Raw genomic sequence first — 14,265 nt, 5'->3', positions numbered from 1 at the left:
CATGGGCGCGGCGACTGCGGGGCGCGAGACACCGGCCGGCGACCTGCGGCTGGCCAACCTCACCAAACGGTTCGGCATCTTCACCGCCGTGGACGACCTCAGCCTGACCATCCCGCAGGGCTCGTTCTTCGCCCTGCTCGGGGCGTCCGGCTGCGGCAAGACCACCACCCTGCGGATGATCGCCGGGCTGGAGGAGCCGACCAGCGGGCAGGTGCTGCTCGGCGACCGGGACATCGCCCGGCTGCGCCCGTACAAGCGGCCGGTGAACACCGTGTTCCAGAGCTACGCGCTCTTCCCGCACCTGAACGTCTTCGAGAACGTGGCCTTCGGGCTGCGGCGGCGCGGCATCCGATCCGTCGACGAACAGGTCAGGGGCATGCTCGCGCTGGTGCAGCTCGACGACTACGGCCACCGCCGTCCCGCCCAGCTCTCCGGCGGGCAGCAGCAGCGGGTCGCCCTGGCCCGCGCCCTGGTCAACCGCCCGCAGGTGCTGCTGCTCGACGAGCCGTTGGGCGCGCTCGACCTGAAGCTGCGCCGGCAGATGCAGATCGAGCTGAAGCGGATCCAGACCGAGGTCGGCATCACGTTCGTGCACGTCACCCACGACCAGGAGGAGGCCATGACGATGGCCGACACGGTCGCGGTGATGAACGCCGGGAAGATCGAGCAGCTCGGCGCACCCGCCGACATCTACGAGTTCCCGGCCACCGCGTTCGTGGCGAACTTCCTCGGCCAGTCCAACCTGCTCGCCGGCGAGGCCGCCGGCCCGGGCGGCGGCGAGGTGGCGGTCGCGGCGCACGGCAACCGCTTCTCGGTGCCCGCCGGCCGGGCCCGGGTCGACCGGGGGCCGGTCCACCTGGGCGTACGCCCGGAGAAGCTGCACCTGGTCGACTCCGTCGACCAGGTGCCCGCCGGGCACCAGCACGTCACCGGGTTGGTCACCGACGCCTCCTACGTCGGGGTCAGCACTCAGTACCTGCTGCGCACCGGCTGGGGCAGCGAGCTGTCGGTCTTCGTGGCCAACAGCGGCGTGACCGGCCCGCTGGCGGTGGGCAGCGAGGCGGTGGCGCACTGGGACCCGCGGCACGCCTTCCTGCTGCCCCGGGCGCCCGGCGAGCACGACCGGACCACGCCGGTCCTGGACGAGCCGGTGGGTGCGTCCTCGTGACGGCCCTCGCGCACATGCCCGGTTCGGGGCGGTCGGCGGCACCCCCGCCGACCCGCCGGTCCGGTCGGCACCGGTTCCTGCCGTACCTCCTCCTGCTGCCCGGCGCGGCGTGGCTGTTCCTCTTCTTCGCCGTGCCGCTGTTCCAGCTCGCCGCCGCCAGCCTCTACGACCCCGCCGGCTCGCTCGCCACCGGGTACGCGCTGACCTGGGCGGTCGGCAACTACCCGGACGCGCTCGCGGCGTACTGGCCGCAGTTCACCCGGTCCTTCGTCTACGCCGGCATCGCCCTGGTGCTGGCGCTGCTGATGGGCTACCCGCTGGCGTACGCGATCGCGCAGAAAGCCGGCCGGTGGAAGAACCTGCTGCTGGTCTGCGTGGTCGCGCCGATGTTCACCAGCTTCCTGGTGCGCACGCTGGCCTGGAAGACCATCCTGTCCGACAACGGCTGGGTCGTCGGGCTGCTGCGCGACGTGCACCTGCTCGCCCCCGACGGCCGGCTGCTGGCCACCCCGGTCGCGGTGGTGCTCGGCCTCACGTACAACTTCCTGCCCTTCCTGGTGCTGCCGCTGTACGCGAGCCTGGAGCGGCTGGACCACCGGCTGCTGGAGGCGGCGAGCGACCTCTACGCCAGCCCGCTGCGGGTGTTCCGCCGGGTCACGCTGCCGCTGTCCATGCCGGGCCTGGTCGCCGGCACGCTGCTGTTCTTCATCCCGGCCAGCGGCGACTACATCAACGCCGAACTGCTCGGCACCCCCAACGAGTACATGATCGGCAACGTCATCGACTCGGCGTTCCTGGTCCGGCTGGACTACCCGCAGGGCGCGGCGCTGTCCTTCCTGCTGATGGCGGCGATCCTCGCGGTCGTCTTCGTCTACCTGCGCCGGGCCGGCACGGAGGAGGTGCTCTGACCGTGGGACACCGCATCGGTCGCTGGCTCGCCGAGCGCTGGGTGATGGGCGTGGCGCTGCTGGTGCTCGGCTACCTCTTCCTGCCGATCGCCGTGGTCGCCGCCCTGTCCTTCAACCGCCCGTCCAGCCGCCTGTCGTACGACTTCAACGAGTTCACCCTCGACAACTGGCGCAACCCGTGCGCCACCTCCGACATGTGTGACGCGGTGGTGCGCAGCGTCCAGATCGGCTTCATCGCCACCGTCGTCGCCACGGTGCTCGGCACCCTCATGGCGTTCGCGCTGGTGCGGCACCGGTTCCGCGGCCGGTCCGGGATCAACGTGCTGATCTTCCTGCCGATGGCCACCCCCGAGCTGGTGATGGGCACCTCGCTGCTCGCCCTCTTCGTCTCCGCCGGGGTGCCGCAGGGCTTCTGGACCATCGTCATCGCGCACGTCATGTTCTGCGTGTCGTTCGTGGTGGTCACCGTCAAGGCGCGGCTGGCCGGGATGGACTCCCGACTGGAGGAGGCCGCGATGGACCTCTACGCCAGCGAGTGGCAGACCTTCCGGCGGATCACCCTGCCGCTGGTGCTGCCCGGCATCGTGGCCGCCGCGCTGCTGGCGTTCTCGCTGTCGTTCGACGACTTCATCGTCACGAACTTCAACGCCGGCACCACCGTCACGTTCCCGATGTACGTCTGGGGCGCCGCCCAGCGGGGCATCCCGCCGCAGGTCAACGTCATCGGCACGGCGATGTTCGTGATCGCGCTGCTGCTGGTGCTCGCCAGCACCCTGCGCGGCCGGCGGGCGAAGCGGCTGCCATGACGCCCCCGCCCACCGGCCGGGCGCTCGCCGACGCGGCGCCCGTGCCGTACTGGCTGGACCGCCCGGAACGCCCCGACCCGCTGCCGCCGCTGCACGGCGGCACCGACACCGACCTGCTGGTCGTCGGCGGCGGCTACAGCGGCCTCTGGGCGGCGCTGCTCGCCAAGCAGGACGACCCCGACCGGGACGTGCTGCTGGTGGAGGCGGGCACGTGCGGCTGGGCGGCGTCCGGGCGCAACGGCGGGTTCTGCGCCGCCTCGCTGACCCACGGCCTGGCCAACGGCGCCGAGCGATTCCCCGACGAGATCGACGTGCTGGACCGGCTCGGCCGGGACAACCTGGACGCCATCGCCGACACCGTGGCCGCGTACGGCATCGACTGCGAGTTCGAGCGCACCGGCGAGCTGTCCGTGGCGGTCGAGCCCCACCAGCTCGACGGGCTGGCCGCCGACGTCGACCTGGCCCGCCGGTTCGGCCACGACGTGCGGCTGCTCGACCGCGACGAGGTACGCGCCGAGGTGGACTCGCCGACGTACCTCGGCGGGCTGTGGGACCGCGACCGGGTGGCGATGCTGGACCCGGCGAAGCTGGCCTGGGGCCTGCGCCGCGCCTGCCTCGACCTCGGCGTGCGGATCCACGAGCACACCCGGGTCACCGGGCTGCGCCGCGACGGGGCCGCGCTGCGCGCCACCACCCGCGGTGGACCGTCCGGCGCTCGCGGGGCCGACGGCCCGGGACCGGGCGGCCACGGCGCCCCCGGCTCGGTGCGCGCGCGGCGGGTCGTCCTCGCCACCAACGCGTTTCCGCCACTGCTGCGCCGGCTGCGGGCCTGGCTGGTGCCGGTCTACGACTACGCGCTGACGACCGCGCCGTTGACCGCCGCGCAACGCGAATCGATCGGCTGGCGCAACCGGCAGGGGCTCGCCGACACCGGCAACCAGTTCCACTACTACCGGCTCACCGGCGACGGGCGGATCCTCTTCGGCGGCTACGACGCCGTCTACCACTACGGCAACCGGATGGCCCCCGAACTGGCCCAGCGGCCGGCCACCTTCACCGCCCTCGCCCAGCACTTCTTCGCCACGTTCCCGCAGCTCGCCGACGTGCGCTTCAGCCACCGCTGGGGCGGCGTCATCGACACCTGCACCCGGTTCTGCCCGTTCTTCGGCACCGCGTACGACGGCCGGCTGGCGTACGCGGCCGGCTACACCGGCCTCGGCGTCGGCGCCACCCGGTTCGGCGCCCGCGTGGTGCTCGACCTGCTGGGCGGCGGGCAGACCCCGCTGACCGGGCTCGACCTGGTGCGCAGCAAGCCGCTGCCGTTCCCGCCGGAGCCGTTGCGGGCCACCGGCATCCACCTCACCCGCTGGTCCCTGGCCCGGGCCGACGCGCGAGCGGGACGGCGCAACCTCTGGCTCCGTACGCTCGATCGTCTTGGTTTGGGGTTTGATTCCTGATGCGGATCCTGCTCGTCGGCGCCGGTGGGGTCGGCTCCGCCGCCGTCGCCGTCGCCGCCCGACGCTCCTTCTTCGAGACCATGGTCGTCGCCGACCGCGACCCCGCCCGTGCGGCGCGGGCCGTGGCCGGCCACGGCGACCGGTTCGTCCCCGCCGCCGTCGACGCCTCCTCGGCGGACGCGGTCGCCGCGCTGTGCCGCGAGCACCGGATCACCCACGTGCTCAACGCGGTCGACCCGCGCTTCGTCATGCCGATCTTCGACGGGGCGTTCGCGGCCGGCGCGGACTACCTCGACATGGCCATGTCGCTGTCCCGGCCGCACCCCGACCGGCCGTACGCCGAGACCGGGGTCAAGCTCGGCGACGACCAGTTCGCCGCCGCCGACCGCTGGTCGGCCGCCGGCCGGCTGGCGCTGTGCGGCATCGGCGTCGAGCCGGGCCTGTCGGACGTCTTCGCCCGCTACGCCGCCGACGAGCTGTTCGCCGAGATCGACGAGATCGGGGTACGCGACGGCGGCAACCTCACCGTCGACGGCTACGACTTCGCGCCGTCGTTCTCCATCTGGACCACCATCGAGGAGTGCCTCAACCCGCCGGTGATCTGGGAGGCCGGCCGCGGCTGGTACACCACCCCGCCGTTCTCGGAGCCGGAGGTGTTCGACTTCCCCGCGGGTATCGGCCCGGTCGAGTGCGTCAATGTCGAGCACGAGGAGGTGCTGCTGATCCCGCGCTGGGTCGCGGCGAAGCGGGTCACCTTCAAGTACGGCCTCGGCAACGAGTTCATCGAGGTCCTCAGGACCCTGCACAAGCTCGGCCTCGACGCGGCGTCCCCGGTGCGGGTGAGCGGCGTGACCGTCGCGCCCCGCGACGTCGTGGCGGCCTGCCTGCCCGACCCGGCGACCCTGGGCGACCGGATGCGCGGCAAGACCTGCGCCGGCACCTGGGTGCGTGGCACGGCGCGCGGCGGCGGGCCGCGCGAGGTCTACCTCTACCACGTCGTCGACAACGAGTGGTCCATGGCGGAGTACGGCCACCAGGCCGTCGTCTGGCAGACCGCCGTGAACCCGGTCGTCGCCCTGGAACTGCTCGCCACCGGCGCGTGGTCCGGGTCGGGGGTGATCGGCCCGGAGGCGCTGCCCCCGCGCCCCTTCCTCGATCTGCTCACCGGTTACGGCTCACCCTGGGGGATGCAGGAGCGATGACCCGCTACGGCCCGATGTTCGGCCCCGACGTCACCTTCCTCGGCGTCGACCGCTGCGCCCTCGACGACCCGTCGTCCTTCGCCGACGCCGACGTCGTGATCGTCGGCGCGCCCTTCGACGGCGGCACCTCGCACCGGCCGGGCACCCGGTTCGGCCCGTCCGCCATCCGGCAGGCCTGCTACCTGCCGCACGACGGCTCCCGACCGTCCCTCGCGCTGCGCGTCGACGCGCTGCGCGACCTGCGGGTGTACGACGCCGGCGACGTCGAGATGTTCTCCGGCGACATCGAACGCTCCCTGGCCGCCCTGGAGTCGGCGGTCTTCGCGGTCGCCTCGGCCGGGGCGATCCCCGTCGTGCTCGGCGGCGACCATTCCATCGCGCTGCCCGACGCGACCGGCGTCGCCCGCCATTACGGGCTGGGCCGGGTGTCGCTGGTGCACTTCGACGCGCACGCCGACACCGGGGACATCGAGTTCGGCAGCCTGCACGGGCACGGCCAGCCGATGCGCCGGCTCATCGAGTCCGGCGCCGTACGCGGCGACCGGTTCCTCCAGATCGGCCTGCGCGGCTACTGGCCCGGCCCCTCGGTCCTGTCGTGGATGGCCGAGCAGCGGATGCGGTCGTACGAGATGACCGAGCTGGTCGCTCGGGGCCTGGACGAGTGCCTGACGGAGGCGTTCGGGATCGCGGTGGACGAGTGCGAGGGGGTCTTCCTCTCCGTCGACGTGGACGTGGTCGACCCGGGCATGGCACCCGGCACGGGCACCCCGGAGCCCGGCGGGCTGACCTCCCGACAGCTGCTCGACGCGGTCCGGCGCTGCTGCTACGAGCTGCCGGTCGTCGGCGTCGACGTGGTCGAGGTCGCCCCGCCGTACGACCACGCCGACATCACCGCGTACCTGGGCAACCGCGTGGTGCTGGAGGCGCTGTCGGCGATCGCCCGCCGCCGCCGCGACGCCGCCGGCCACCCGCCCTGGACCCCGACCCAACCCCTCCTCGACGCCCGCTAACCCCCGCCCCCCGCCCCCCGCCTCCCTCCCCGCCCCCCGCCCCCGCCCCCTCTCCGCGATCTTGTATTTCGTGCCCCGATATTCCGGGCATTCTTCGTCAATCGAGGGCCGAAAGTGCAAGATCGCGGGGTTGTCGGGAGTGGGGGTGGGGCGCCTAGCACGTGAGGGGTGGGGTTTGGGGGTTGTGCACAGGGTGGGGGCTGTCCACAGGGGAGGTGGTGCGGGGCGGAGGGGCGGCGGGGAATTCTCGATCCTGTGCGTATGGGTGGTCAGTTGTGGCGTGTCGACGAGTTGATGCGGAGCCTCACCGTGAAGCGGATCCGCACCAGGGTCGACAGAGCGGAGCTGCTCCGGGTGCGGAGAGGCGTCTACGCCGACCAACCCTGCGATGAGGACGACGAACTGCGTGCCCTCATGCTGTGCCTGCCCGAAGAGGCCATGCTCACCATGCAGAGCGCGGCCCACCGGTACGGCTTCGGGGTCCTGCGGGAAGATCTCGTCCACATTCAGTTGCCTGCGACGGTGCCCAGACCCCGGCTGCCCGGACTGGTCGTACACCACTCGGTGCTTCCCGCGCAGGCTGTCGACGTGCGGGGGTTGCCCTGCGTGCCGGCGGCGCGATGCGCCGTCGACCTGGCGCGTACCGCCCGGCGGCTGGATGCCCTGCCCGTGCTCGATGCCGCCATCCGGTCGGGCGCGGTCGGCCTGGACGAGCTGTTGGCGGAGGTGTCGGCTCACCAGGGGCTCCGGGGCGTGCGGCAGGCCCGGGAACTCGTACCGCTGGCGGACGGGCGGCCCGAGTGCCGGCAGGAGAGCCAGTTGCGTTTGATCCTGATCGACGGGCGACTCCCGGCGCCTGAACCGCAACTGTGGGTGCACGACCGTGACGGCATTCCTCGCTACCGGCTGGACCTCGGCTACCGGAAGCGGAGAATCGGCATCGAGTACGACGGCGCGTCACATCTGGAACGTGATCAACTCCGTCGCGACCGTGAGCGGATGAACTGGCTCGACGTTAACGGGTGGCGGATGCGCTACTTCACCGATCGCGACCTGTACCGCCGCCCCGCCCACATCGTGGCCACGATCCGCGCCGCCCTCTCCTGACCCGCCTCCTTCCGTGACCCCACACTCCCGCGATCTTGCACTTTCCGCCCCGACAATTCGACATAGAGTGGATATTTGAGGGGCAGGAACTGCAAGATCGCGGGAGTGCACGTCGCGGCGGGGAGGGAGGGGTGGGGGGCCAGCTCCTCGTGTGGCGAGGGGCCCTTGCTTGCTGGCGGCCCTGCCGGGGCCGTCCGTTCCCGAGACCTAGAGGGTCAGGGTCCAGGTGTCGATGTAGCCGGTGTCGCCGGAGGCGGCGTCCTGGACGCGCAGGGTCCAGTTGCCGTTACGGGTCTCCGAGGAGAGGTTGACCGTGTAGGTCTGGTTGATGTTGTCGGCGGAGCTGCCGCTGCGGTTGTGCAGGGTGTAGGCGCTGCCGTCGGGAGCGACGAGGCTGACGACGAGGTCCCCGATGTAGGTGTGCACGATCTGCACCGCGACCTTGCTGCTGGACGAGGCGGTGCCGGTGCAGCCGCTGATCGCGATGGTGCTGGTGACCGTCGCGTTGTCACCGACGGTCACGTTGGTGCCGTTGGTGCCGGTGCACTCCTGCGTGCCGGAGCCGCCCAGGTTGAGCGTCCAGCTGTTCAGGTAGCCGGTGTCGCCGGCGCCGGCGTCCTGGACGCGCAGCTTCCAGGTGCCGTTGGCGACCTCCGACGACAGGTTGACCGGGTAGGTCTGGTTGATGTTGTCGGCCGAGCCGCCGCTGCGGTTGTGCAGGGTGTAGGCGCTGCCGTCCGGGGCGACGAGGCTGACGACGAGGTCCCCGATGTAGGTGTGCACCAGGTTCACCGCGACCGTGCTGGTGGCGCCGGCGTTGCCCGTGCAGCCCGCGATGGTGATGGTGCTCTCCACCGTGGCGTTGTCCCGGATCGTCACATCGGTGCCGTTGGTCTGGGTGCAGCCGGTGCTCGGCGGGGGCGTGGTGCCGCCGTCACCGAGGTTGAGCAGCTTGTTGGGCGAGCCGGTGCCGGGGCTGGTCACCACGTTGCTGGTGGCGTCGGCGACGAGCTTGTCGCGCACCTGCTGCGGCGTGAACGACGGGTTGGCGGCGAGCACGAGCGCGGCGGCGCCGACCACGTGCGGGGTCGCCATCGAGGTGCCGCTGATGGTGTTCGTGGCGGTGTTGCTGGTGTGCCAGGCCGAGGTGATCGAGCTGCCGGGGGCGAAGATGTCCAGGCAGGTGCCGATGTTGGAGAACGACGAGCGGGCGTCGGTGTTGGTGGTCGAGCCGACGGTGATCCCGGCGGGGGTGCTGGCCGGCGAGCTGTCGCAGGCGTCGGCCCCGTAGTCGTTCCCGGCCGCGAGGCCGTAGCTGACACCGTCGGCGATGGAGCGGGCCACCGCGTCGTTGAGGGCCTGGCTGAAGCCGCCGCCGAGGCTCATGTTGGCCACCGCGAGCTGGCCGGCGGCGTGGTCGCCGGTCACCCAGTCGACGCCCTGGATGACACCGGCGTCGGTGCCGCTGCCCTGGCAGTCGAGCACCCGGACGCCGACGAGGGTGACGCCCTTGGCCACGCCGTGGGCGCTGCCGCCGACCGTGCCGGCCACGTGGGTCCCGTGCCCGTTGCAGTCGTCGGCGCTGCCGCCGTCGATCGAGTCGAACCCGGTGACGGCCCGACCGCCGAAGTCGCCGTGGCCGAACCGGATGCCGGTGTCGATGATGTACGCCTTCACGCCCGAGCCGGTGTTCGGGTAGGTGAACGAGTTGTTCAGCGGCAGCGCGCGCTGGTCGAGCCGGTCCAGGCCCCAGGACGGCGTGGGGCTCTGCGTACCGCTGATCCGCACGGTGTGGTTCTGCTGGACGTAGCTGATCGACGGGTCGGCGGCGAGCCGCTTGGCCTCGGCCTCGGACATCCGGGCCTCGAACCCGCGCAACGCGTTCTGGTACGTCCGGTTGACCGCGCCGCCGTGCCGGCCGGCGAGGTCGCGCGCCCGCTTCGTGACGTCGGCCCGCCCCACGGTCGCGTCCTTGAAGACGACGATGTACGACCCGTCGACGGCGGTGGGGCCGCCTGCCAGGAGGATCTGCCCCTCGGCGGGGGCGGCCGTCGCGGGTGCGCCGAACGCCACGGCGGTGGCGACGGCGGCGGTCAGCACGCCGAGACGCCAGCGGCGCGCGGCAAGGTGGGGAAGTGTCATCCCTCGGGTGTTCCTCTCGCTCCACGACGGCGGGTCCCGCCATCGATCGCAATTGATCAAAGTGAGCAAGAGAGTAGAGCGTCCGCGGCGCGATGTGTAGATCGATCGATGTTTGGTTACTCGGGGGAAACAAAGATAGGGGTGGGCGCGGTGCCGCCCCGCACCCGCGCCGCTACGTGCCGAAAGCCTCGTCCAGGATGTCCAGCCCTCGACGCAGCTCGGTGTCGGAGATCACCAGCGGCGGCAGGAAGCGCAGCACGTTGCCGTACGTGCCGCAGGTCAGGGTGAGCAGGCCGGCGGCGTGACAGGCCGCCGAGACCGCCGCCGCGGCGACCGGGTCGGGCGTCAGGGTGCCGGGCCGGACGATCTCCACGGCGAGCATCGCGCCCCGGCCGCGTACCTCGGCGATGCGGGGATCGCGGTCCGCCACGGCTCGCAGGCGCGCCGTCATCGCCGCGCCGATCCGGCGGGCCGCCCCCGCCAGGTCCAGCTCGTGCATGGTCGCGATCGACGCGAGCGCCGCCGCGCAGGCGATCGGATTCCCGCCGTACGTGCCGCCGAGCCCGCCGACGTGCACCGCGTCCATCAGGTCGGCCCGGCCGGTGACCGCGGCCAGCGGCAGGCCGCCGGCGATGCCCTTGGCCAGGGTGACCAGGTCCGGCTCCACGCCCTCGTGCTGGCAGGCGAACCAGTCGCCGGTGCGGCAGAACCCGGTCTGGATCTCGTCCGCCACGAACACCACCCCGGCCGCCGTCGCCCACTCCCGCAGCGCCGGCAGGAACCCCGGCGCCGGTACGACGAACCCGCCCTCGCCCTGGATCGGCTCGATCAGCAGCGCGGCGACGTTCTCCGCGCCGACCTGCTTCTCGATCGTCTCGATCGCCCGGGCCGCCGCGGTCGGCCCGTCGAGCCCACCGTCGCGCAGCGGGTACGACATCGGCACCCGGTAGACCTCCCCGGCGAACGGCCCGAACCGGTGCTTGTACGGCATGTTCTTCGCGGTCAGCGCCATGGTCAGGTTGGTCCGGCCGTGGTACGCGTGGTCGAACACCACCACCGCCGACCGCCCGGTGGCGTGCCGGGCGATCTTCACGGCGTTCTCCACCGCCTCGGCACCCGAGTTGAACAGCGCGGACCGCTTGTCGAACGCGCCCGGGGTGAGCGCGTTGAGCTGCTCGCAGACCGCCACGTACGACTCGTAGGGGGCGACCATGAAGCAGGTGTGCGTGAAGCGTTCGACCTGCGCCCGCACCGCTTCGACCACGCGCGGGGCGGAATTGCCGACGTTGGTGACGGCGATGCCGGCGGCGAAGTCGATCCACTCCCGGCCGTCGACGTCGACGACGGTGCCGCCCGACGCCCGGTCCACGTAGGACGCGATGGTGCTGCCGACGCCGCGGGCCACAGCCGCGCCGCGCCGCTTGTGCAGTTCGTCCGAGGAGGCCATCGCGCTCAGCCCTCGATGTTGTGCATGACGTGCTTGATCCGGGTGTAGTCCTCCAGGCTGTAGACCGAGAGGTCCTTGCCGTGGCCGGAGTGCTTGAAGCCGCCGTGCGGCATCTCCGAGACGAACGGGATGTGCGTGTTCACCCAGACGCAGCCGAAGTCGAGCCGGCGGGTCATCCGCATCGCCCGACCGTGGTCCTTCGTCCAGACCGACGCCGACAGGCCGTATTCGACGCCGTTGGCCCAGCGCACGGCCTCGTCCTCGTCGGAGAACCGCTGCACGGTGATGACCGGCCCGAACACCTCGTCCTGGATGATCTCGTCGGACTGGCGCAGCCCGCTGACGACGGTCGGCGCGTAGAAGTAGCCGCGGTCGCCGACCTGCGAGCCGCCGGTCTCGACCTTCGCGTGGTCCAGCAATCGGTCCACGAAGCCCCGCACCCGGGCCAGCTGGTTGGCGTTGTTGAGCGGGCCGTAGAGCACGTCCGCGTCGTCCGGCGCGCCGGTCTTCGTGTTGCGGGCCTGCTCGGCCAGCGCCGCCACGAAGTCGTCGTGGACGCCGGGGCCGGCGAGCACCCGCGTCGCCGCCGTGCAGTCCTGCCCGGCGTTGAAGTAGCCGCCGACCGCGATCGCCTCGGCCGCCGCCGCCACGTCCGCGTCGTCGAAGACCACCACCGGGGCCTTGCCGCCCAGCTCCAGGTGGGTCCGCTTGAGGTCGGGGGCCGCGGCGGAGGCGACCTCCATGCCCGCGCGGGTCGAGCCGGTGATCGACACGAGCTGCGGGGTCGGGTGCGACACGAGCGTACGACCGGTGTCCCGGTCGCCGCAGACCACGTTGAACACCCCCGGCGGGAAGAACTCCGACGCGATCTCGGCCAGCAGCAGCGTCGACACCGGCGTGGTGTCCGACGGCTTGAGCACCACCGTGTTGCCGGCGGCCAGGGCCGGGGCGATCTTCCAGACGGCCATCATCAGCGGGTAGTTCCACGGGGTGACCTGCGCGCAGACGCCGATCGGCTCGCGCCGCACGTACGACGTGTGCCCCGCCATGTACTCGCCGGCCGAGCGACCCTCCAGCATCCGGGCCGCCCCCGCGAAGAAGCGGAACTGGTCGACCGCCGGCGGCAACTCCTCCTCGGCGGTGAGCTGACGCGGCTTGCCGGTGTTGCGTACCTCGGCGTCGACCAGCTCGCCGGCGCGGGCCTCGACCGCGTCGGCGAGCCGGAGCAACGCCTTCTGCCGCTCGGCCGGGGTCGTGTCCCGCCAGGTCTCGAAGGCGTCGGCGGCGGCCCGCATCGCCGCGTGCACGTCCCCGGGCCCGGACACCGGGGCCTGTGCGAAGACCTCTCCGGTGCACGGGTCGACCAGGTCGGCGTAGCCGCCGTCGGTCGGCTCGACGTAGTCGCCGTTGACGAAGTTGCGCAGCTGCTGCTGGTCACTCATGACGGGCTCACTCCGAGAGGGGGTGGTCTGCGGCGGTTATCGCAATCTGACTGCCATCTTGGCCACTGAATTCGCGGCAGACAAGGGTTGACGCCACTGTTTCCGTGGAAGGGTTGGTCGTCTACGCTGCTCCACGTGGAGTCCGCAGCCTTCTATGTCGCCTCCCGCCCCGCCCACGGCGAGGGCGAGCTGACCGTCCACCACCCTTACGACGGGCGCGCCGTCGGTCGTACCACCCTCGCCACCGCCGCCCAGGTCGAAGCGGCCGTCGCGGCAGCCGCCGGGGTGGCCGCGACGGCCGCGGCCCTGCCCGCGCACGCCCGCGCGGCGGCCTTGGACCACGTGTCCCGGCGGCTCGCCGAGCGGGCCGACGAGACCGCGCGCCTCATCACCGCCGAGAACGGCAAGCCGCTCAAGTGGGCGCGGGCCGAGGTGGGCCGAGCCGTCTCCACCTTCCGCTGGGCGGCCGAGGAAGCGCGGCGGTTCTCCGGCGAGCTGCAACGCCTCGACACCGACCCCGCCGCCACCGGGCGCATCGCCCTGGTCCGGCGGGCGCCGAAGGGGCCGGTGCTCGGCATCGCGCCGTTCAACTTCCCGCTCAACCTCGTCGCGCACAAGGTCGCCCCGGCGATCGCGGTCGGCGCCCCGATCGTCGTCAAGCCCGCACCGGCCACCCCGCTGTCCGCGCTGCTGCTGGGCGAGCTGCTCGCCGAGACCGACCTGCCGGAGGGGATGTTCTCGGTGCTGCCGCTGCCCAACGAGCGCGCCGCCGAGCTGGTCGCCGACCCCCGGCTGCCGGTGGTGTCCTTCACCGGCTCCGGGCCGGTCGGCGCGGCGATCCGCCGGTCCGTGCCCGACAAGCACGTCACCCTGGAGCTGGGCGGCAACGCCGCCGCCGTGATCTGCGAGGACTGGAACACCGACGAGGACCTGACCTTCGCCGCGCACCGCGTAGCGACGTTCTCCAACTACCAGGCCGGGCAGTCGTGCATCGCCGTGCAGCGGGTCTACGTGCACGAATGGCTCTACGACGCGTTCCTGCCCCGGCTGGTCGCGGCCGTGCAGGAACTGCGCACGGGCGACCCGTCCGACGAGCTGACCGACGTCGGCCCGCTGGTGTCCGAGGAGGCCGCCCGCCGCGTCGAGGCGTGGGTGGACGAGGCGGTCACAGCCGGCGCCACCATCGAGGTGGGCGGCCGGCGCGAGGGCGCCACCTACCCGCCGACCGTGCTCACCGGGGTGCCGGCGGACGCCAAGGTCTGCGCCGAGGAGGTCTTCGGGCCGGTGCTGGTGGTCGCCCCCGTCGAGCACGACCAGGCCGCGTTCGCCGCCGTCAACGACTCGGCGTACGGATTGCAGGCCGGCGTCTTCACCCATCGCCTGGATGTCGCCTTCGCCGCGCACCGGGCCCTGGAGGTCGGCGGGGTCATCGTCGGCGACGTACCGTCGTACCGGGCCGACCAGATGCCGTACGGCGGGGTCAAGGGCAGCGGCGTCGGGCGCGAGGGACTGCGCAGCGCGATGGACGACTACACCGACCCGCGTGTCATGGTGCTGACCGGGGTGACGTTGTAGC

11 protein-coding genes are annotated in these 14,265 nt (G+C 72.3%); 8 read left to right on the top strand and 3 right to left on the bottom strand.

What is annotated here, in order from left to right; translation table 11 throughout:
• Position 1: 1 nt before the first annotated feature.
• The 7 genes from AB0L34_RS04485 to AB0L34_RS04455 all read left to right on the top strand — a co-directional run bounded on the left by AB0L34_RS04485 (position 2) and on the right by AB0L34_RS04455 (position 7,658).
• Positions 2 to 1,168, top strand: a complete 1,167-nt coding sequence (locus AB0L34_RS04485) for an ABC transporter ATP-binding protein (protein ID WP_363701831.1) — start codon at positions 2 to 4, stop codon at positions 1,166 to 1,168.
• The gene (locus AB0L34_RS04480) at positions 1,165 to 2,076 is read left to right on the top strand and encodes an ABC transporter permease (protein ID WP_357692389.1); all 912 of its coding nucleotides are present in this window, start codon (positions 1,165 to 1,167) and stop codon (positions 2,074 to 2,076) included. Before AB0L34_RS04485 ends, AB0L34_RS04480 begins: the two co-directional genes overlap by 4 nt.
• Positions 2,077 to 2,078: 2 nt before the next feature.
• A complete protein-coding gene (locus AB0L34_RS04475; RefSeq protein WP_357455237.1) occupies positions 2,079 to 2,882 on the top strand; it encodes an ABC transporter permease in 804 nt (267 codons plus the stop codon).
• Positions 2,879 to 4,339 (top strand): FAD-dependent oxidoreductase, encoded by a 1,461-nt coding sequence (locus AB0L34_RS04470; RefSeq protein ID WP_363701829.1) that lies wholly within the window; start codon positions 2,879 to 2,881, stop codon positions 4,337 to 4,339. The genes AB0L34_RS04475 and AB0L34_RS04470 overlap by 4 nt, the downstream gene beginning before the upstream one ends.
• A complete protein-coding gene (locus tag AB0L34_RS04465) occupies positions 4,339 to 5,541 on the top strand; it encodes a saccharopine dehydrogenase C-terminal domain-containing protein (RefSeq protein ID WP_363701827.1) in 1,203 nt (400 codons plus the stop codon). Before AB0L34_RS04470 ends, AB0L34_RS04465 begins: the two co-directional genes overlap by 1 nt.
• On the top strand, positions 5,538 to 6,551 hold the full coding sequence (gene speB, locus AB0L34_RS04460) for an agmatinase (protein ID WP_363701825.1): 1,014 nt from the start codon (positions 5,538 to 5,540) through the stop codon (positions 6,549 to 6,551). Before AB0L34_RS04465 ends, speB begins: the two co-directional genes overlap by 4 nt.
• 261 nt (positions 6,552 to 6,812) lie before the next feature.
• Positions 6,813 to 7,658, top strand: a complete 846-nt coding sequence (locus AB0L34_RS04455) for a DUF559 domain-containing protein (RefSeq protein WP_363701823.1) — start codon at positions 6,813 to 6,815, stop codon at positions 7,656 to 7,658.
• Between the two features lie 207 nt (positions 7,659 to 7,865).
• Here AB0L34_RS04455 and AB0L34_RS04450 read toward each other — a convergent pair whose 3' ends face one another.
• The 3 genes from AB0L34_RS04450 to AB0L34_RS04440 form a co-directional block, all read right to left on the bottom strand.
• Positions 7,866 to 9,800 carry a S8 family peptidase gene (locus AB0L34_RS04450; RefSeq protein ID WP_363701821.1) on the bottom strand — a complete coding sequence of 645 codons (1,935 nt, stop codon included), beginning with the start codon at positions 9,798 to 9,800 and terminating at the stop codon, positions 7,866 to 7,868.
• 172 nt (positions 9,801 to 9,972) lie between these two features.
• Entirely contained in the window at positions 9,973 to 11,247 is a 1,275-nt protein-coding gene (gene gabT, locus AB0L34_RS04445; protein WP_363701819.1) for a 4-aminobutyrate--2-oxoglutarate transaminase, read from the bottom strand.
• Positions 11,248 to 11,252: 5 nt separating this feature from the next.
• A complete protein-coding gene (locus tag AB0L34_RS04440) occupies positions 11,253 to 12,689 on the bottom strand; it encodes a gamma-aminobutyraldehyde dehydrogenase (RefSeq protein ID WP_363701817.1) in 1,437 nt (478 codons plus the stop codon).
• A gap of 135 nt (positions 12,690 to 12,824) precedes the next feature.
• Between AB0L34_RS04440 and AB0L34_RS04435 the strand changes: the two genes are divergently transcribed.
• Positions 12,825 to 14,264, top strand: a complete 1,440-nt coding sequence (locus AB0L34_RS04435) for an aldehyde dehydrogenase family protein (protein WP_363701815.1) — start codon at positions 12,825 to 12,827, stop codon at positions 14,262 to 14,264.
• Position 14,265 lies beyond the last annotated feature (1 nt).

This window comes from Micromonospora sp. NPDC052213 (genome assembly GCF_040679695.1).
Taxonomy (GTDB): Bacteria; Actinomycetota; Actinomycetes; order Mycobacteriales; family Micromonosporaceae; genus Micromonospora.
The sequence above is the reverse complement of the archived record's forward strand: the minus strand, read 5'-3'. Positions and strand labels throughout refer to the sequence as shown.